This is a genomic window from Spirosoma validum (genome assembly GCF_014699035.1).
Classification (GTDB): domain Bacteria; phylum Bacteroidota; class Bacteroidia; order Cytophagales; family Spirosomataceae; genus Spirosoma; species Spirosoma validum.
Genome location: NZ_JACXAA010000009.1, coordinates 44,776 through 65,187, shown reverse-complemented (window position 1 = coordinate 65,187; position 20,412 = coordinate 44,776). Strand labels below are relative to the sequence as shown.

The window sequence follows — 20,412 nt, the reverse complement described above, 5'->3', positions numbered from 1 at the left end:
TTGATGAGCCCGACGAAAACATACGAGCAACTAGTAGCCGAAAATGAGCAGTTGCGTATCCAGTTAGAGGAAGCTACCGAAACTATCCATGCCATTCGGACGGGTCAGGTTGATGCACTGGTTGTTCATGGAGAGGATGGCCATGAGCTCTATACGCTGAAAACGGCGGACCAGACGTACCGTGTTTTCATTGAAACCATGCACGAAGGCGCCGTAACGCTCAATGAACAAGGGCTTGTTTTATACGGCAATTCGATGTTTGCGTCTATCGTAGGTCTACCCTTGGCAAAAGTGATCGGTACAGCGTTCAGTACATTTATTACCTCCAACTGTCAGGAACGCTACGCGACTTTTTTCCAGGAGAGCTGGCGTTCATCCAGTAAGAGCGAAATGACCTTGACCCAGGACGGTGGACAGGTCGCCTGCCTGCTTTCGGCCACTCCCCTGGCGCTCGACGAAGGCCATTGCCTAAGTATTATCTTAACCGACCTGACAGCGCAGAAAGAAACTCAGCAGTTATTGAGGTCGAATAACGACCGGTTGGTTCAACTGAATTCCGCATTGGAAACAAGTAACTATGCGCTGAACCGATCCAATGATAACCTACAGCAGTTCGCGTACGTAGCCAGCCATGATCTGCAGGAGCCGCTCCGTAAGATTCAGCAGTTTAGTAATTTATTGAAAGCCAGTTATGAAACAGAACTGGGCCAGGAGGGTATTGATTTTGTTAACCGGATGGAATCCGCTGCTGTCCGAATGTCAGCCCTTATCCGGGATCTGCTAACCTATTCACGTCTGACGATCCCAACGGAAGCCTTTCAATTACAAAATTTAGATCGGATCGTTAGTGACGTATTAGGCGTTCTGGAGCTGATTATTCAGGAGACGGGAGCGACGATACACGTCTCTCCCTTAGGCCAGATTCCTGGTGATGCCAGTCAGTTAGCACAGGTATTTCAGAACTTATTGACAAATTCGATCAAGTTCATGAAAGCTGGCGAGCTGCCCGTTATTCACTTTAGCCGCCAGAACGTAACCCGATCAGAATTACCCGAAAGCTTCCAGATACCAAACGGCAGTGAGCAGTTTTGTTTAATCCAGGTAATCGATAATGGAATCGGGTTCGATGCCCACCAGGCGGAACGTATTTTCGGTACGTTCCAGCGATTACACGGCCGGGGTCAATACCCGGGAACCGGTATCGGTTTAGCAATTGTCCGAAAGGTTGTCGAGAATCACCGGGGGTTTGTCATGGCACAAAGTCAGCCCGATCAGGGAGCTACATTCAGTCTTTATTTACCAATCTGAGTTCACCGTCGATGCAGGCCATCTATTCAGACAGACAATTCTGCGACGCACCATCTAAAAAGACGAAAGGGCACACAGACTAGCTGCGCACCCTTTCGTATCGACTCGTTGTTTTGTTACGCTACGGCTTCGTATAACTCTTCTCGCTGCGTTTTTACACGGGCGTCGGTAAGGTATTCGTCGTAGGTCATCAGCTTGTCGAGAATACCCGCTGGGGTAATTTCGATGACGCGGTTGGCAACTGTTTGCACAAACTGATGGTCATGTGAGGTAAAAAGAATCGGGCCTTTGAAATCAATCAGACCGTTGTTCAACGACTCGATGGATTCGAGGTCGAGGTGGTTGGTCGGTTCGTCCAGCATCAGTACGTTAGCACCCGAGAGCATCATCTTCGACAACATACACCGGACTTTCTCTCCCCCACTCAACACGGTGGCTTTCTTGAGTGATTCTTCACCAGAGAATAACATCCGACCCAGGAAGCCGCGAATAAAGCTTTCGTCTTTTTCAACCGAATACTGCCGCAGCCAGTCCACCAGATTCAGGTCGGTCTGGAAGAACTTTTCCTTTTCGGCATCCGTCGGGAAGTACGACATAGTGATGGTAATGCCCCATTTGAACGTACCTGAATCGGCTTTGCGCTCTCCCGCCAGAATGTCCAGGAGCGCTGAAACAGCCAGACCATCCCGGCTATACAGGAAAATCTTGTCCTGTTTATTTACCGTAAACGAGAGGTTTTCAAACAGTTTCGTTCCGTCTTCCGCCGTATACGTCAGATTCTCGACCGCCAGGATCTGATCGCCAGGTTCGCGTTCGGGTTTGAAGTTAACGTATGGGTATTTGCGCGACGAGGGCTGAATATCGTCAATCGTCAGTTTTTCGAGCAACTTAGCCCGGCTGGTCGCCTGTTTCGACTTCGATGCGTTGGCCGAAAAACGCCGGATAAACTCTTCGAGTTCTTTCCGCTTGTCTTCGGTTTTCTTGTTCTGGTCCTGCCGTTGTTTCAGCGCTAACTGGCTCGATTCATACCAGAATGAATAATTTCCGGCAAAGAGCTTAACCTTACTGAAATCCACATCAACGATCTGCGTACAGACCTGATCCAGAAAGTGCCGGTCGTGGGAAACCACAATGACCGTATTACTGAAATTAGCCAGGAAGTTTTCGAGCCAGCTCACCGACTCGACATCAAGGTTGTTCGTCGGTTCATCGAGCAGCAGGACGTCGGGGTTGCCAAAAAGCGCCTGCGCCAACAGCACCCGCACTTTTTCGGAACCGTTCAGATCGCCCATCAGCGAGTAATGCAGGTCTTCTTTGATCCCTAACCCGGACAACAACGTAGCAGCATCGGACTCGGCATCCCAGCCGTTCATTTCCGCAAATTCAGATTCGAGTTCAGCGGCTTTTTCCCCGTCAGCATCCGTAAAGTCCGTTTTGGCATAGAGCTCGTCCTTTTCCTGCATAATGTCATACAGGCGTTTATTGCCCATAATAACCGTTTGCAGTACGGGATAGGTATCATAGGCTGACTGATTCTGGTTCAGTACCGACATCCGCTCGCCGGGCGTCATACTGACGGAGCCCGTTTGTGGCTCAATCTCACCCGATAAGATCTTAAGAAAAGTCGACTTGCCCGCGCCGTTGGCACCGATAACGCCGTAGCAGTTGCCAGCCGTAAATTTTATAGTTACGTCGTCGAAAAGCACCCGCTTACCATAGCGAAGTGAGACGTTTTGTACCGATACCATAGCTTGATTTTCTGTTCAGAATTAAACCGCAAAGATACGAAATTCTGGCGGGAAAGCTGTATGCAAGGCGATTCTAACTGTATCAATAGTAACGCGGGGTCAGCCCAACTTTCTGATTACCAAAAGTCAGGCTGCCCCCGCGTTATTACGTACTACATAGCTGGCTACGTTACCAACCCTTGTTCTGCACTAGCAATGGGTTCAGCGCAATTTCATTGATAGGCAATGGCCACAGATAATCCCGGGCCGGATCAAACTTGCGGAAACTAGCTTCCTGTACCAGAATATAGTTATCTGCCGTTAGCCGTACTGCCGCTACTGTTCCGAATTCTGCTTTGAAGAAATAATTTCCCAGGATAGGTTTGGGCAATTCCACTTCGGCTGTTTTCCAGCGAATCAGGTCCCAGTACCGGAAGCCTTCCTGCGCTAGCTCAACCCGACGTTCCCGGCGAATTTCATCACGCATGTTCAACCCGTTGGCTGTGGCAAACGTATTCGTCAGCTTTGCCACGCCCCCACGTTGGCGCAGGCGATTCACCGTCAAGTCCAGATCGGCATCGCTGATCGAGCCATTCAGTTCATACAGCGCTTCTGCATACGTAACGAGTACTTCCGCATAGCGTAGGATCGGCCGGTCGATCGTAGATGCCTGCGTATTCCAGTCATCAACATTCGACGTTTTACGGAACATAAAACCAGTTTTATTGAAAACCAGCGGAGCAATATCAAAGATGGGCTTCGTGGTCATCATCGGATCGCCCTTCTTCATAAACGTATCGCTCATTCGTGTATCACGGTCAACAAATACATCAGTCGACACAACGGGGGCTTTATACAAAGGCGATTTGTTGATCGGCAAGCCATCTTTATAGAGGTACGAATCAGCCAGACTCTTGGTTGGATTCATATTCCCATTTTCCAGGGTTCCCCGGTAGTAGCTGTGTGTTACAACCCGTTCGGTTAATGATACGCCGTATTGTCTGACAATGATATTTTCCCGGTTCTGGCGTCCCTCACCGGCCAGTTGCCATATATCAAAGTAAGACCCCGCGTAAAGATCGTGCTGTTTACTATCAATCACGGCTTTAGCGGCATCAACAGATACTTTCAGGTGTTTCGTTGGCTCACCGTAACTATGATATTTTGAGCGCGTTCCTTCGAATAAGGCCACCCGCGCTTTGAACGACAGGGCGGCCGTATTGCTGATGCGACCGTAATCGGCAGTTCCCAACGTAGTTGGTGTTGGCAGCTTCTGAGCGGCAAAATCCAGATCCTGATAAATCTGATCAAAAATGGCAGCGCGCGGACTAGCTGGTGCATTTAAGTCGGCAGACGTTTCATCCAGCGTTTTCAGGATAAGCGGTACGTCACCATATCGTTGCACCAGGTTGTAATATCCCCAGGCACGAAAAAATCTGGCTTCAGCAACATAGCGATCAATGATCGTTTGAGCTGTACTGGCCGCTGCACGGGGTGCTTTTTCAATGATATTGTTGGCCGCCCGGATTAGTAGATAGTTGGCCGTATAATTAGCATCGGTAGCCGGTGCCAGGCGCGAACCATCACTTATATTGCTGGAAGCCAGCCCAAAGGCATCATCCGACCAGACGTCTTCACTAGCATACGTAACGTTGTAGGTGGAGCTATAGCCTTGCGGAGTAAGTGTACCAAAGGTTGGTAAATACGTGTATAAGTAATTGGAAGCGGCTTTTAGATCGCCTTCTGAACGCCAGAAGGTCTGGTCGCTGATGGCTGTTTCAGGCAGCCTTTCCACTTCACAAGCTGGTAAACCTGCCAGCATGCCCAATGAAATAGCCGTGTATTTAAGTATTTTTTTCATTGACTTTGTAAGTTCGTTCTGCAAGTGACAATCAATTAAAAGGAGATATTCAGGCCCATAGAGGCTGTAGCAAAAAACGGATAGTCGTTCTGTACCCCATCGCGTGTCTCAGGATCATAATAGCCCTGGAAGGCTTTCAGGCCAGAGATGGTGAATAAATCCTGACCGGAGAAGAAGAATCGAGCCTGATTGATATGGGCTTTCTGCGTCAACGTAGTGGGCAGCGTGTAGCCAAATTGCAGGTTCTTCATACGGAGGTAACTGGCATCGAGCGTCCACTTGTCCGACGCCAGGTAATTATGCGTAGCGCCTACATAGGGACGTGGATAAAGAGCGTTCGGATTTTCGGGCGTCCAGTAATCGCTGTGAATGGCCAGCGCCTGCTTCCACGTAACAAGCAATGGTGCAATGGATTCGGAGTTGGCCCGGTAACTACGTTTGCCAACGCCCTGCATGAAAATTGTCAGATCGAATCCTTTCCATTGAGCGCTTAACGTGAATCCATACTGGTAACGGGGGTTAGTGGTGCCGAGTAAAGCCAGATCGCCATAATCGGCCGCCGAACCTTTCCCAACCGTGATCCGTCCGTCGCCGTTCTGATCAATGTATTTTACGTCGCCTGCACCCGAGCGATTGTCCTGAAATGCCCAGTTCTTAACCTCATCGGCGGTCTGGAAATACCCCGCCGTCTGATAACCCCAGATCGTATTCAAGGGGAATCCTTCGACCAAACCATTCGTCCCCGTTCCAATAACTGTACGTCCTGAGTAACTCAGCAGTTTGTTGTTATTATCCGATAAGTTAGCGGAGACGGAATACGTAAAGTCTTTGCCGACCTGACCACGATACCGGACTTCTGTTTCCCAGCCCCAGGATTTCAGTTCACCATTGTTCTGCCTTGGCGTACCGATACCAATCGTACCCGGCAACTGCATAGGCGTCAACATATTACGGTTATATTTTACGTAATAATCACCCGTAAATTGAAGCTTGTTCTGGAAGAAACCGAGGTCAATACCTATGTCGCTGGTTTCAATCGTTTCCCAGGACAGCGCTGCCGATGGAATCGAGTTCTGGTAGATATACGATGTTCGCGCATCGCCCAGCACCAGGGCGGAACCTCGACTCAACTGACTCAGATAATCATAGTTCCCAATATTGTCGCCCAGGGCGCCCCCCAGACGTCCCCACGATCCACGGACTTTAAACTCCGTAAATAACGGCAATGCCCGTCCAAACCATTCTTCGCGCTGCATGTTCCAGCCTGCCGATACCGACGGGAATATCTTCGTTCGTAAACCGGATGCCAGTTTGGAGCTTTCATCCTGCCGGATAGTGGCTTCGAACAGGTATTTACCATCGTAATTATAGTTGAAACGACTAAATATGGACTGGAAAGCCCGCGCTCCTACGTATTCGCTGTTGCTCTTAGTTCTATCGTCGCCGAGGTTCAGCGTTGGCAGGTCATTGCTAACCAGATTAGAGGACGTTGTCGTTACCCCTTCTTCCCGGTAGTCTTCCCACTGATACCCACCCAACACCGTAAAATTGTGTTTATCGCCCACCTTGAGGTCATACGTTGCCAGAAACTGCAGGTTAGTATTCCGAACCAGTTCATTCGTGACCTGGAACGAGTTCGGATTGTTGGCATAACTTAAAATTCGGGATTTTCCCCAGAGCGGTACGGTGCGGGCGAATAGTTCCCGGTTGGCGGGCCGATACTGCACTCCGGCAACGGCCCGTAAGGTTAGTCCTTTCACAAAATTGGCCGCCTGGAGGTTAACCACACCGTCAAACTGCCGCTTGTTCTGATCATTGTAGCCGCCCGATTCAAGGATACCATACGCGGTAGCGGCCGAGCCTGCGCCGTTATAGCGTCCTTCCGGGGTGAAGAAGGGCGTTCGCGTTCGCAACCGATAAACCTGATACAGCAACCCCTCCCCATCGACGCCAGCCGATGATTGCTGGATACGTTCGAGGGTATAGGACAATCGGGTATCGAGCGAAAGGTGTTTGGTTAGCTGAGCCCCCAGATTTAGCCGCAGGTTATAGCGTTTCGCATTGTCAGGGCCGACTTTAAATACGCCCTGTTTTTCATAATAACCCGCCGATAGCAGAAAGTTTACCTTATCGGAGCCGCCCCGAGCCGTGAAGTTGTGCGTCTTCATCGTCGTGTATTTGCGGAGCAACTGATCGGATAGTGACTGCTGGTTGTAGTATAGATACGTACCGGTGTCCGCTGGATTGACTACGTAGGGAATCCCATCCCGAATACGCTGCAATTCTTCATCTGTGTATTCAGGAGCACTACCTGAGTTTTTACGGGCCAGATTTGAAAACAATGCTTCATCAATCAGGCTCATACGACCCGGCACATTAATAGCCCAGTCGACACCGTATTGCGCGAGATAATCGAATGTAACCTTACCGGCTTTGCCTTTTTTGGTCGTAATAAGTACAACCCCACCTGCAGCCTGCGCACCGTAAATAGCCGCAGCAGCGGCATCTTTCAGCACACTGATACTCTCAATATCATTCGGGTTAAGCGTTTGCATGGTTGCAATGGGTACGCTTACCCCATCGAGCATCACCAGGGGATTGACGTTACCATTGGCCGATGTAACCCCACGTATCTGGAGACTAATCCCCTGACTACCCGGCTGACCACTCTGCCGTGTAATTGTCAGCCCCGGTGTAACACCCTGAAGCGCGTTCGCCAACGTAGCACTGGGTCGGTATTCCAGCGCCTTCGAGTCGACTGTCGAAACGGCCCCCGTCAAGTTTACTTTCTTCTGCGTTCCATACCCAACGACAACAACCTCTTCCAGGGCTTTATCGTCATTCTGTAACTGAACATTAATCACCGACCGATTATTAACCTCGATTTCCTGCCGGACGTAGCCTACAAAACTGACAATCAGTACGGCTTTGCCATCTGGCACATTCATCTTGAATTGTCCGTTGGCGTCCGTGGAGGTACCGCGCGTAGTGCCTTTAACGACGACACTCACGCCCGGTAAACCGTCGCCTTTTTCATCCGTTATTTTTCCGGAAACAGGTTGATCGGCTTTGATGTGATTGCTAACTTTTACCAACAAATCAGGGCCAGCCGCTTTCACAATTTCGGTTCCGCAGGTCATCAACAACCCTGCTTGCAGACAGGCCATTCGCCAGGCATACGTAGATCCTATCTGGAACAGTAGATTTTTTTTCATTAAGTAATTGGTTTAACAGTAAAAGGCTTGTTTTACCTTATGTAGCTACTTGCACGTTAACGGATTACCCTTTTGGCGCACGTGACATTAAAAGCGGCTTAAAGCCTGTTTTTACTACCAATAATTATAAAACCTGGCCTTAAAAAGGCATCAATTCGCTTAAAATGGCTTTCGCTCGGGGGTACATGGGTAGCTTAACATCGTCTGCGACTTATTTCGTTAAACGTTATCAGCTCCTTCCTACCCGTATGCACTCGAATCAGGTATACTATTTCGTCTTTTTTCTATTCATCCATTTATCCGTTTTCGCGCAGACGGATCACATTGGCAATCAAACCAAATTTGCCGACCACCCACGCATCCTGCTTCTGAAAGACGGAGAGAAAGGTATTCAACGTACCATCGATTCAGATAAAACCTGGGCGCAAATGCACCAGGCCATTCTCACTGAATGTGATGCCTTGCTGGCCGTAGCACCACTGGAACGAATTCAAATCGGAAGACGATTGCTGAGCACCTCACGGGAAGCGCTACGTCGGTTATTTTTTCTGTCGTATGCCTGGCGAATGACCAGGCAGGACAAGTACCTGCAACGGGGCGAAAAAGAACTGCTGGCCGTCAGCAACTTCAGCGACTGGAACCCGACGCATTTTCTGGACGTAGCGGAAATGACCATGGCGGTCTCGATCGGTTACGACTGGCTTTATCCCAACTTAAGTGAGTCATCCCGATCAACTATAAAAACAGCCATTCGAACGAAAGGTATTGAGCCATCACTCGACACCAAATACAATAGCTGGCTGAAAGCAACCCACAACTGGAATCAGGTGTGCAACGCGGGCATGACCTATGGCGCTATGGCCATTTACGAGGATCAACCCGAACTGGCGAAGCAGGTCATCAACCGGGCAATTGACTCAGTCGTTTTGCCGATGGGCGATTATAGCCCGAGTGGTGCCTATCCTGAAGGGTACAGCTATTGGGGTTACGGCACCAGCTTTAACGTCATGCTCATCAGCGCCCTCGACATCTTGTTCGGAACCGATTTTGGTCTTTCGCAACGTCCCGGTTTCCTGAAAACGGCTGGTTATTTAGAGAATATGACGGGCCCATCGGGCAGCGCCTTTAACTATTCCGATTCGGGCCTGAGTGGAGAATTGCAACCCGCCATGTTCTGGTTCGCCCAAAAATCCAAAGACCCTTCGCTGCTATGGGTAGAACGTAGCCAGCTCATGAATCACGATCCAAAACGTCATGTTAAAGACCGTCTGCTTCCGGCCGTTATGCTCTGGAGCAATGGGATTCGCATGAGTCAAATCAGCGCCCCTAAATCAACGGTATGGGTTGGCGAAGGACGCAACCCCGTAGCGCTGATGCGTACGTCCTGGTCTGATCCGGCTGCGATTTTCGTTGGTCTGAAAGCGGGAAGTCCCTCTGTGAATCATGCCCACATGGACGTTGGCTCGTTCGTCATGGAAGCCGATAGTGTACGATGGGCAATGGATTTTGGCATGCAGAATTACGAATCGCTGGAATCGAAAAAGGTGGATTTGTGGAATAGCAAACAGGACTCGCAACGCTGGCAGATTTTTCGCTACAACAACTTCGTTCATAACACACTGACGGTCAATGATGAACTGCAACGGGTAAATGGCAAGGCAACCATTACCAGCCACTCCAGCTCGCCAGCGTTCATGAATGCGACAACTGACTTAACGGACCTCTACCAAAATGTCCTGACAAAGGCGAACCGGGGCGTTGCCATTCTGAACCAATCGTTTGTTGCCATTCGGGATGAGCTGGAGACTCCTGCGACTGAAACAACGGTCCGCTGGACAATGCTTACCCCAGCTACGGTAAAGCTGATTAGTAAGAACAAAGCCGAACTGACAAAAGACGGTAAGAAATTAATTTTACAGGTGGAAGAGCCGGCCCAGATTGAACTTCAAACCTGGTCGACTGATCCGCCACACGACTACGATGCAGAAAATCCAGGAACAACGCGGGTTGGCTTCGAGGTAAAAATCCCGGCCAATACCAAAACAGCGTTATCGGTGTTGCTCATTCCGGCCTCATCGGCATCAAAGTCGACTCCAAACCTGCAGCCTTTGAGTCAATGGCCGCGTGATTAAGCGCAAACAAACGATTATGGTTTACTGGCTAACAGCTTAAGCGCTTCGTCGTCTTTATACTTTTCCATTTGTTGCCTGAGCCTCATTTTCAGATCATTTGTTATGGCTTCATAACCTTTCTGACCGTACAAATTTTGCAGTTGGTGCGGATCTTTTTTGAGATCGTATAATTCCCAGAAATCTTTCGGGCCGTAGAATCGAACCAGCGTGTATTGCTCAGTACGCAGGCCAAAATGCGGGTAAACGTGGTGCGGCTGCGGAAATTCGTAGTAATGGTAATACGCTTCTTTCCGCCAGGGCACTTTTTCGCCTTTCAGCAACGGCAGGAACGATTCGCCCTGAACGTCTTTCGGAATGGCCGTTCCGGTCAGATTCAGGATCGTAGGTGCCCAGTCGATGTTGGAGACTAGTTTATTGATCTGGGTATGGGGCTTGATTACACCTGGATAGCGGATCACAAAAGGCGTTTTCAGCGATTCTTCGTAAATAAACCGTTTGTCGAACCAACCGTGTTCACCCATGTAAAAGCCCTGATCCGAGGCATAAACGATCACCGTATTTTTAGCCAAACCGGTTTTGTCCAGGTAATCGAGCAATTCCCCAATGTTCCGATCCAGCGAATTCGCTACGGATAAATAATCCTTCAGATACCGCTGGTATTTCCACTCAACCAGGGCTTTCCCGGTGAGCTTTTTGGCGTCGAACTCCTTACTGACTTTGTTCTCGTAATAGTCGTAGAAGGGCTTTTTTTGCTCAGGTGTGAAGCGGCTATATCCATTGAAGGGACCTTTTTTATCATAGTCGGCGTGTACTTTTAAATCCTCCTTCAGGCGCATGGTTTTGTCGATGGTCATGTCCTGATCGTGAGCGGCTATACGGCCTTTGTAGTCGTCATAAAAGGTTGGTGGCAGCGGGAACGTTACGTTGTCATAGGCGCCAAGATCGGGCAAATCAGGCAGCCATTCGCGGTGGGTCGCTTTATGACCCACGACCAGAAAAAACGGTTTCGCAGCATCGCGCTGATTAAGCCAGTCCAGCGAAAGCTTTGTAATGACATTCGTTACATAACCGGGTTGACGTACCGTATCCCCTTTTGAATTAACGAAGTCTGAATTGTAATAATGGCCGTGCCCCGGCAGTACGTTCAGATAATCGAACCCATGCGGCAAAGCGCCGAGGTGCATCTTCCCGATCCAGGCTGTCTGGTAGCCATTTTTCTGTAACTCTTCTGTAAAAACCGGTTGGTTGACGTCAAATACTTTCTCGTTGAGTTTATAACCGTTTAGGTGACTGTATTTCCCGGTCAGCAACGTAGCGCGGCTGGGCCCACAAATGGAGTTGGTCACTACGTTTGCGTGCAGAATGGCGCCTTCATTCGCAATACGGTCGATGTTGGGAGTTTTAGCCAGTGTACTACCGTAGGCACTGATCGTCTGGTGCGTGTGATCGTCCGAAAAAATGAAGATTACATTAGGTCGGTCCGGCGCTGACGCTTCCTGTTTTTTAGATGAGCACCCCGCCGTAGTGATCAGTAAACCAGCGAGTGTGAGTAAACTAATCAGGGAACTACCAATACATGTTCCAGTCATAAAAATCAGTAGAGTTTAGGAGGATCAAGGTACTTTATTTTCTCAATTTGACGGCTGCACTAGGTAAGTACCCAATCCGTTGCGCAACAACACGTAGTGAATCACCCGTCTGAAGCGTTAGTTTTTCTCCACCATACACTTGCCAAACGTTCTGCTGATCAGCGCCCTGTTTCAACACATAACCGACCGACGCGCCCGGCGTAGCGCAACGAATGGTAGCCGCATTCCCCGCCATGACTATTTCGGGTTGAGCCGTTCGGGGCGGTTCCGAAGCGCCATTCCACATCTGTTTGATCATCTCTTTTTCTGGAACAGCAGATCGGTCGCCAACTTTTTTAAGCCAGGCGTCCATTTGTCCTCGCAACTCTGTAAGCTTGGCCTTGTAGGCTGGTTTATCGATTAAATTGGTAAACTCATTCGGGTCGGTCTGCGTATCGTACAGTTCCTCGACAGGCTTCGTTTTCCGGAACCACATCATCTGCGTGGCATTCAGTTTCCCTTCGTCCCGCAGTTGCAGCATTTCCTTCATCATCGGGATGCTGAGTCGGTAGTCAACATCCTGGTAAAAAGGCTTTTCGGGCATAAAATTCCGGCAGTATTTGTACCGGCCATCACTAACGGCCCGTACCCGATCGACCGGCATGTCCATTCGATCCCGACCGGCAAAAATGTATTTTCGGGGTGCAGCTGCTTTCTTCTCTCCCAGAAACGCCTGTCCCTGTAAATACGTTGGCAGAGGTAGATTGGCCAGCGAAAGCATGGTGGGCGCTAAATCGACAAAACTAATCAGCTGATCGTCGATACTTCCGGCCGGTTTGCTACCCTTCACCCGGAATTTCTCCGGCATCCGGATAATCATTGGTACCCGTAACCCCCGATCGTAGAGTTCCCGCTTTACGAACGGTAGCCCATCGCCGTGGTCCGAATAGAAAAAAATGATCGTGTTATCGTAGAGGCCATCGTCTTTCAGTTGCCTGATGATCGTTCCGACGATGGAATCCATACGCATTACGTTCGAGAGGTGCCGGGCAATATCGTGACGAACGGTTTTGGTATCGGGGTAGTAAGCGGGAACGTCTACGTCTTCAGGACGTACCAGCAAGGATTCGTTATTTCGTGACCAGAGCTGTGATTCGTGCGTGATCATCAGGTTGAACACCGAGAAAAACGGCTTGTCGCCTGGCCGGTTGCGCCAGTGTGCTTTTTTGCTGCTTTCGTCCCAGACCGTAACGGGTGGTAGGAACTGATAATCCTGTTTATCATTGTTAGTGCAGTAATACCCCGCTTTTCTCAGGTACTCGGGGAAACAACGTACCGCTTCCGGCAGGACGGCCGAATAGCCTTTCATACCAAAATACTGGCTGGCTTCGGGCGTGAGCTGCACCGTGCGCATGTGCTGCGTACCGATGGACGTCTGATACATACCTGTGATAATGGCTGACCGGCTGGGCGCACACACGCCTGCTGTGCTGTATACGTGCGAGTAGCGAACGCCCTCAGCCGCCAACTGGTCGAGGTTCGGTGTTTTCACTTCTTTATCCCCGTAACAGGCCAAACGGGGCGACATATCTTCGCAGGTAATCCAGAGAATATTAGGTCTGCTTGCTTGCTGTTGAGTGGGAACGGACCGATGATTCATAAACGACATCGTCAGTCCGCTCAGTAACAGAAAAATGATTACTACGTTACGCATAGAGCTACTATTTGGTGTGAAAAGCAGACTGTCAGTTGTCCCCTACTGTTACGTTAGTGGTACGTGTTACGCAATGGCTGCCAGTTCCTGCCATGAAATCAGGCCGATAGCCAGCACGGCTAATCCCAGTCCGATTTTATTGGCCGTCGAGAGCTGCTCCCGAAAAAACAGAGCGGCCAGCAACGCGGCCAGCAGAATAACGCCAATGTTGTAGAGTGGATAAACAAACGCGCCATTTCCCTCAAAAGCCGACAGCGCCATCACTAACGTATAGAAACTTAGAAAATTAGGAATGCCCAACGTAACGGCCCCAATCAGGCTTCGGGGCTGGAAGGTCTCTTTATTCTGAACCAATCGTATAACCAGCATCACCAATCCAGCCACGATAGCACCGATTACCATGGTCAGCGTTACCTGAATGGTTTTATCGGCCGATGGAATGTAATGCAGGTTCATGTAATTGATCATGGTGTTTGTTGCTCCGTAAAACAGGAAAACACCGATTGGTAACAGTACGTTAGCGCCCAGGCGACGGGTCGTCGGCCTGGCGGATGAGGCAGATTCAGCCGGTTCGTTCTTGTATGTACTTAACCCCACGGCAATAACCGCCAGCACGAGACCCAGGTAATTCAACGTATCGAACACCTTGCCGCCCGTACGGAAGATGAACAAACTGAAACAAACCGGAATTACTAATGACAGGTTATTGGCCAGCGATGTAGCGGTAATCCCCATGCGTTGCGTAGATGCCCCCGACAGCAAAAACGTCAATATGAACCCTACGCCCAGTCCGAATGCCAGCCAGGTCCAGGTTTGCGAGAAATCGATCGTGAACGACTGACCGGCTGGTAAAAGAAACAAACCCGTCAGAAAACACACGGGATAATTGAATACAATGGCCTGGAACGTATTGATTTCGTAGCGCGGAAAGACACGAAAATTCAACAGCAGCAGTACCGAAAGCAGAATACTAAGCGCTAAAAAGAGCATGAAGGATACAGGCGGTAATTTTCGGGCTAAGTTAACCGACTATTCGATTGGACACGTATCTTGCCAGCTTGAAACAGAGGGTTTCGTTATGAACAGGAATCTGGTTCTCCTTTTTTCTTTCGTGATTCTTTCGGCTACTCAGGTTTGTGGACAGCGGAATCTGTCGGTTTCGGTTACCCTTTCGCCAACGCTCGCTCACACGAATTACGGCAACCGCTATTTCTACCCGGAAAGCGATGGACAGGTGGTGGAACCTGTTTATGTAAATGGGAGTCGTTGGGCATTCGGTCCCTCTGTTGGCCTATCGGTTCTGTATACCTACGCACCCGGCTGGTCGGTTTCGTCGGGTATCTGGTTTCAGCAGGTTGCCATCCGCCAGAGTCGGCAACCCTTAGCGGGCGAAGGTAGCGTAACCCTCCGTAAGCGCGTTTTCCGTGTCCCGTTGCTACTCAACTATTACGCTAACCAGCAGCGGCTATCGCCCTATTTTTCGTTTGGCTTACTCACCGATTTCCCGTTGACGTCGCGCGTACTGGTCACACGAGCTGGCGAGTCTACCCAAAATCTACGGCTTGTTCCGCTCAACGCCAGTCCGGTTTTTCACCTATTACTGGGAGCCGGTATTCGCTATAAACTAACAGATCAGTATACGTTCATGGCGCAGCCCGTCTGGACTTACAATTTCGGGCAATTGGGCGGATCACGAACCCATGATCCTTCCTTTGAGCTCAGTCTGCAAACCCAACTGGCCTACACATTCTGAACGTATAATCAGCAAAATGCGCCTTCGGCTCATGAGCCGAAGGCGCGTCGATCAACCAGTTTGATTCTGACATTACTAATTTTCGTGTTCGACGTTTGCCTGCGCATTGCCATCGAACGTATTGCTGTTGGTTGCGTCGTCGTTCAGGTTAGCGCCGGAGGCAACGTAGATTCCGTACCCTCCGCTCCCGCCGATGCGCGTTTTACGAACCGACATCAGCACGCTATCCCCGTAGAGTAATAGATTGGCGCGATTTCCAGCCGCCAGTGAACTGCTTCCCGCATTCAGGATTTCAGCATTCTCGATGGTATTTTTGGCACTGGCCGACAGACAGAGAATACCTTTCCAGTAAGCCGCCGTAGTACCGGCTCCAGTGAAGCGTACTTTCTGCGTATCCGTCCCTTTAGCAGTCAAATAGCCCGATTCATTAATGTGGATCGATATGTCACGCCCGGCCTCAACCGTCACGCCAGGATTCAGTTTCCAGCCTGACCGAACCGCTACGTCGTTTAGTAAACGGTACGGTGTTTTATCAGTAAAGCCACCCCAAATAATCTCAGCGCTCTGTCCATTTTCGCCAATGTAATCGCCGTTGATTTCGATAACGTTACGTCCGTTTCCGTTGGTAAAGACAGAAGCTGCATCCAGTTTTGCTACGTTATCGGTCACGAGAAGAATACCCGCTTCGGTGTTCGCACTGAATGTATTGGCGGTAAATTCCCGTAAAATGGCCTCTTCATTTGCAAACAGACCATAGCCATCATTCTGAGCAATCAACGAGTTTTTCAGCACAATCTGGCTTTCTTTGAACAGCGTGATTCCCGCCTTTTTGTTATCCAGCAATGTGCGACTACCGGCCTGTAACACCTCAACCTGTTCCAGTACGTTCGCGTTGCTGCCCGAGTAGACCATGATACCGGCCCAGTAGCCTTTCGTCGGGTTTACGCCAACAAAACGTATTTTTTTATCCGCCGTCCCTTTGGCGATCAAAATACCCCCGTTTGCATTGATGTCGAACCGGACGTCGCGCTCAAAGGCGATAACCACGCCCGGACGGATAGTCAGTTCATGCTTCACCGCAATACTTTTGGTTACGATATAATCAGGCAAATTGGGGTTGGCGATCCGATCGTCGAGAATGGTCTGTACCGTAATGTCGGCGTTGATCGTCATGGGCTGCGCTGCTGAGGCCGTAACCAGTACGTTGTCGGACCGGGTATCTTTTCCATTCGAGGCAGTCATGGTTAGTTCATACTCGCCAACTTCGTCGGGCATAAACGTTGGTTTTGCCGTCGTGGGTCCTGCCAACGTAGCGTTGACACTCGTGGCGGGTTTGCGAATAATTGTCCATTGATACGTTAATGGTAGACCTTGTGGATCTCGGGAAGCTGTACCATCGAGCGTCACGAGCTGGCCAACCTGAACGGTTTGGTCTGCACCCGCATTGGCGACCAGGGTTGGCTGAGGTTCAGGTTAGCCATGCTTACAACTGGTCAGAAATAAGCTGGTCAACATAAAGAGAATGGCTAGGTTGCGAAGCTGAAAATGACGGACAAAAACGGTCGAATGCGTCGACGGAAAGGCGCTACATATCGTGTGCGAAACTTGTTTAGCGAATTGCATGGTATGGTTTGAATTTGAAAAGAATGTGATTGATTAAATTAGTTGCTCTTGCCGAAGCGAAAGAAATGAGGATATTCTGATTTAAAACTTGGTTTAGCAGGCCAGACACAGACGACCACTGATGGGTACAGCCTGGCCTAATCCATCTGTTCGATCCATCGGGAGTACAGTACCTGAAAATGTCAACCGAGCCAGTCGACTGCAATCAGGTAGCTCAACATCGACTCGTCCCTGTGTCAGGCATGGCTTATCCGTCTTTGGAGAATGGGCGTAGTAGGAGGAATAAATGGATTGCCCTATTCCGTACGTTACGATGCTGATGCCCGTACGTTCAGACAAGTCGGTGCCAAACGAATAGCTTCCAGAACCGTTGCCCAAAAGGCCGATGGACAGGTAATCGCCGTTTCCGAGCCCCGCATCAAGATACCAAAGCTGTGTCGTGCCGCCCTCGGTAAACCGACAGACACCTAAATCCGTATACGTCCGGGTGTGGCCGTCGAACGTAATCTCGATACATGTCATCCCCATACCGAAAAGCAGATCGGCCGCGCTGGCAGTCAGTACGGGTGTGTGGTTAGCGCTCCAGGGATGCGGTTCGCCTAGACCGGTCATCAGAAAATGGTTGAACCGCATGGAAGCTGGCGCATGTTCAGCAGGTCGGCTTGTGTCGTAAATTGTATTCATTGGGGGTGTGGTTCTAAATCAGCGCCGTCAGTAGCGTTTGATGGGACAAAATTCAGCTACTGAGGGCCGTTGCTGCCTACGTGCAACGGATAACCACCTACGCGCAATGGATTATGATAGTGGGACACTTTGTTACGTATCATTGAACCGAACCCGCCCGACTACATTTGATGAAGGTGGAAACATAACCTGCTGTCTCAGCTCGAGGATAGGACAAATAGGGGACAACAGTTCAGGTATGGCAATGCCCAGTTTATACGATGGGCCTCTCAGTTCGTGACACGCCCGTTCCCGATTGACTGACTGTTCAATTAATTTAGCAAAGCATATTCCGTAGCAACCTCACTACGTGTCGGCACCCTTCCAATGACTAATCCTGTGCTTCAGGCCAGTTCCATTTTCGACCCCGCTCTGATGATGGGTCAGCCCATAACACAGGACGAGGGCATTTACTTTCGGCATCCTGAAGCCGGACAGGTACACGTAAAAAACACGACGTTCCCGCATCTGCAGGTGATGAACATGCACTGGCAGACAGGTGCTGATTTTACGCTTTTTGATCCAACCCCGGCCGACTCGATCAGCATCAATTTTGTCTTGGAAGGCGCAATCCACTCCCGGTTTAAAGGGCTTTCTCATGAGCTACCCATGCGTAGCCGAACACATAACCTCATTCACTCGCCCGAATCAGGTCACGTCAATCACATCAAAGGCGGCCAGACCCTTTCGATGCTCCTGATTGACTTAAAGAAAGATTTTTTCGCTTCGTCAATCGGTCATTCTGATACGTGGAGCGAAGCCATTCTGAACGATCTGGAACATGAACGCCCGTTCTCCGGCGTATGCGGAACGCAGACCATTACGCCACAAATGCTTTGTCTGATCGATGATATTCACAATTGCCGGGCTGTAGGTCCTATGCGCAACCTGCTGATTCAGTCGCGCGTGCTGGAGTTAATAGCCTTGCAGATCGATCAGTTTCGGAAGCCTGCTGTTTGTACGGAGGATATCCCGGTTCAGGAAGTCGAAAAGCTGTATCAGCTTAAAGCGTACCTCGAAGTAAATTTCCTGGAAGACCATTCTTTGGCTCAATTGAGCCGTTTCTGCGCGCTGAATGAGTTTAAAGTAAAGAAAGGCTTTAAGCAGTTGTTCGATACGACCGTGTTCAATTACCTGCGTAAACTGCGCATGGACTATGCCGGTCAGCTGTTACGTCACCACGCGCTCAGCGTCGATGAAGTGGCGGATCGGTTAGGCTACGAACACTCCCAACACTTTTCCATTGCGTTTAAGAAATTCACGGGACAGACGCCGTCGCAACACCAGCATGGCAGATCCTCGGCTTCGGTTATAATGGCTTAACGGTGATCAGGAAGTACTGGCTATTTGCGTGCACCAGCGTTCTATTTATCGGCATCTTTGCTACGCATAGCCACCTTCTTTTACGCAATGAACCCACTTCTCCGCATTTGTCGAACCCGAACCTTATCGCTCATTCTGATCGGCTTACCCCTAACAATAGCTTTAAGTCAACCGAAGCCAGCAGCTATATCGCCCCGCCAGATTGATCAATTTATTACGTCGCTACTGGAAGGCGCTCACGTACCGGGCCTTTCCATAGCCATCATTCGACAAAATAAACCCTACTACAGTCAGGGTTACGGACTGACCAAAGCCGATTCGACCCAGCGCGTTACGTCGGCTACGGTCTTCGATGCGGCTTCGCTCAGTAAGCCCGTTTTTGCGTATGCCGTGCTCCGGTTAGTGGAAGAAGGCAAACTTGATCTGGATAAACCACTGTATCAATACCTTCTCTATCCGGACGTAGCATCGGATGAACGGTACAAGAAAATCACGACCCGAATGGTCCTGGGTCACCGGTCAGGATTTCCAAACTGGCGCAAAAACCGACGATCGTCCGAGCTGGCCATGTCGTTTACGCCCAATGAACGCTTCGGTTATTCCGGCGAAGGTTTTGTTTATCTGCAAAAAGTGATTGAAAAAATCACGGGCAAAGCGCTTAACGAGCTGATGACAGAGCGCGTATTTACCCCGTTAAAGATGACCCGCAGCAGCTACGTCTGGAACCCCGCTTTCGACAGCAATTTTGCGTTTGCTCATGATAAAGAGAGCAAATCCCAGGATCATTACAAATCCAATCAGGCTAATACCGCTTATTCCCTACAAACGACCGCCGATGATTACGCTAAATTTCTGCTGGCTATTTTAACCCCAACCGGTTTAAAAGCGGGCACCGTCGATCAGATGTTGTCACCGCAGGGTAAATTACCCCAAAAATTCGGTGCCGCCGATGCGCTTTCGCCAACGCTGAGCTGGGGATTAGGTTTTGGTCTGGAACATCAGTCAACCGGCGATTATTTCTGGCACTGGGGCGATAACGAAACGTACCGATGCTACGTAGTGGGCAACCGCAAAACTCAGAATGCCGTTGTGTATTTTACCAATTCGTTCAACGGATTGAGCTTGATTGGCGAGATCACAAAGCAGTTTATGGGATTTACTCCGTCGACAGTGGCGTTTCTAGGGTACGAGCCGTACAAAAAAGAGCAACGCCAGAACAAACAGTAGTTTGTAAAAAGTTATTTAACCACAGAGCGGTTCGCCGTTGCGGCACAGAGTACACGGAGTTTAGTACATTAGTGAGGGCAGGTTCTACACCTGCCCCGCGAGGTTTCTCAAAACCGAGCGATTCACAGTGGTTCGGTTTTGAGAAACCTCACCGAGTCAGGTTTAGAACCTGACTCCACGGAATGGATTAGATCAGCAAGTGTAATATGCCTTTAAACCTCCGGACCGCTCTGGGTTC

14 protein-coding genes are annotated in these 20,412 nt (G+C 49.8%); 5 read left to right on the top strand and 9 right to left on the bottom strand.

Features of this window, described 5'->3' with window-relative positions:
• The first annotated feature begins 3 nt into the window (after positions 1-3).
• Positions 4-1,308, top strand: coding sequence for a sensor histidine kinase (locus IC230_RS22245; protein WP_191041269.1), 1,305 nt, complete (start codon positions 4-6; stop codon positions 1,306-1,308).
• A 116-nt stretch (positions 1,309-1,424) separates the two neighbouring features.
• On the opposite strand, the gene IC230_RS22240 is transcribed toward IC230_RS22245, so the two are convergent.
• The 3 genes from IC230_RS22240 to IC230_RS22230 all read right to left on the bottom strand — a co-directional run bounded on the left by IC230_RS22240 (position 1,425) and on the right by IC230_RS22230 (position 8,111).
• Positions 1,425-3,056, bottom strand: a complete 1,632-nt coding sequence (locus IC230_RS22240; RefSeq protein ID WP_191041268.1) for an ABC-F family ATP-binding cassette domain-containing protein — start codon at positions 3,054-3,056, stop codon at positions 1,425-1,427.
• A 169-nt stretch (positions 3,057-3,225) separates the two neighbouring features.
• Complete coding sequence (locus IC230_RS22235) at positions 3,226-4,896, bottom strand: RagB/SusD family nutrient uptake outer membrane protein (RefSeq protein WP_191041267.1); 1,671 nt, start codon at positions 4,894-4,896, stop codon at positions 3,226-3,228.
• 35 nt (positions 4,897-4,931) lie between these two features.
• Positions 4,932-8,111: a SusC/RagA family TonB-linked outer membrane protein gene (locus IC230_RS22230; protein WP_223860776.1), complete on the bottom strand. Its 3,180-nt coding sequence runs from the start codon at positions 8,109-8,111 to the stop codon at positions 4,932-4,934.
• A gap of 248 nt (positions 8,112-8,359) precedes the next feature.
• On the opposite strand from IC230_RS22230, the gene IC230_RS22225 reads away from it, so the two are divergent.
• On the top strand, positions 8,360-10,243 hold the full coding sequence (locus IC230_RS22225; protein ID WP_191041266.1) for a heparinase II/III domain-containing protein: 1,884 nt from the start codon (positions 8,360-8,362) through the stop codon (positions 10,241-10,243).
• 14 nt (positions 10,244-10,257) lie between these two features.
• On the opposite strand, the gene IC230_RS22220 is transcribed toward IC230_RS22225, so the two are convergent.
• The 3 genes from IC230_RS22220 to IC230_RS22210 form a co-directional block, all read right to left on the bottom strand.
• Positions 10,258-11,832 (bottom strand): sulfatase family protein, encoded by a 1,575-nt coding sequence (locus IC230_RS22220; RefSeq protein ID WP_191041265.1) that lies wholly within the window; start codon positions 11,830-11,832, stop codon positions 10,258-10,260.
• A gap of 34 nt (positions 11,833-11,866) precedes the next feature.
• Positions 11,867-13,525, bottom strand: a complete 1,659-nt coding sequence (locus IC230_RS22215; protein ID WP_191041264.1) for a sulfatase family protein — start codon at positions 13,523-13,525, stop codon at positions 11,867-11,869.
• A gap of 66 nt (positions 13,526-13,591) precedes the next feature.
• Positions 13,592-14,515: an EamA/RhaT family transporter gene (locus IC230_RS22210; RefSeq protein WP_191041263.1), complete on the bottom strand. Its 924-nt coding sequence runs from the start codon at positions 14,513-14,515 to the stop codon at positions 13,592-13,594.
• On the opposite strand from IC230_RS22210, the gene IC230_RS22205 reads away from it, so the two are divergent.
• Positions 14,514-15,278, top strand: a complete 765-nt coding sequence (locus IC230_RS22205) for an outer membrane beta-barrel protein (RefSeq protein ID WP_223860775.1) — start codon at positions 14,514-14,516, stop codon at positions 15,276-15,278. The two genes, IC230_RS22210 and IC230_RS22205, sit on opposite strands and share 2 nt — an antisense overlap.
• A 75-nt stretch (positions 15,279-15,353) precedes the next feature.
• Here IC230_RS22205 and IC230_RS22200 read toward each other — a convergent pair whose 3' ends face one another.
• From IC230_RS22200 to IC230_RS22190, 3 genes are all read right to left on the bottom strand, one after another.
• A complete protein-coding gene (locus IC230_RS22200) occupies positions 15,354-16,733 on the bottom strand; it encodes a PKD domain-containing protein (protein WP_223860791.1) in 1,380 nt (459 codons plus the stop codon).
• Positions 16,734-16,751: 18 nt separating this feature from the next.
• The gene (locus IC230_RS22195) at positions 16,752-16,901 is read right to left on the bottom strand and encodes a hypothetical protein (protein WP_191041261.1); all 150 of its coding nucleotides are present in this window, start codon (positions 16,899-16,901) and stop codon (positions 16,752-16,754) included.
• Between the two features lie 93 nt (positions 16,902-16,994).
• Positions 16,995-17,585 (bottom strand): hypothetical protein, encoded by a 591-nt coding sequence (locus IC230_RS22190; protein ID WP_191041260.1) that lies wholly within the window; start codon positions 17,583-17,585, stop codon positions 16,995-16,997.
• A gap of 366 nt (positions 17,586-17,951) precedes the next feature.
• Here IC230_RS22190 and IC230_RS22185 point away from each other — a divergent pair, with 366 nt between their 5' ends.
• Positions 17,952-18,947 carry a helix-turn-helix transcriptional regulator gene (locus IC230_RS22185; RefSeq protein WP_191041259.1) on the top strand — a complete coding sequence of 332 codons (996 nt, stop codon included), beginning with the start codon at positions 17,952-17,954 and terminating at the stop codon, positions 18,945-18,947.
• 87 nt (positions 18,948-19,034) lie between these two features.
• Positions 19,035-20,174 (top strand): serine hydrolase domain-containing protein, encoded by a 1,140-nt coding sequence (locus tag IC230_RS22180; RefSeq protein ID WP_191041258.1) that lies wholly within the window; start codon positions 19,035-19,037, stop codon positions 20,172-20,174.
• The last annotated feature ends 238 nt before the right edge of the window (positions 20,175-20,412 follow it).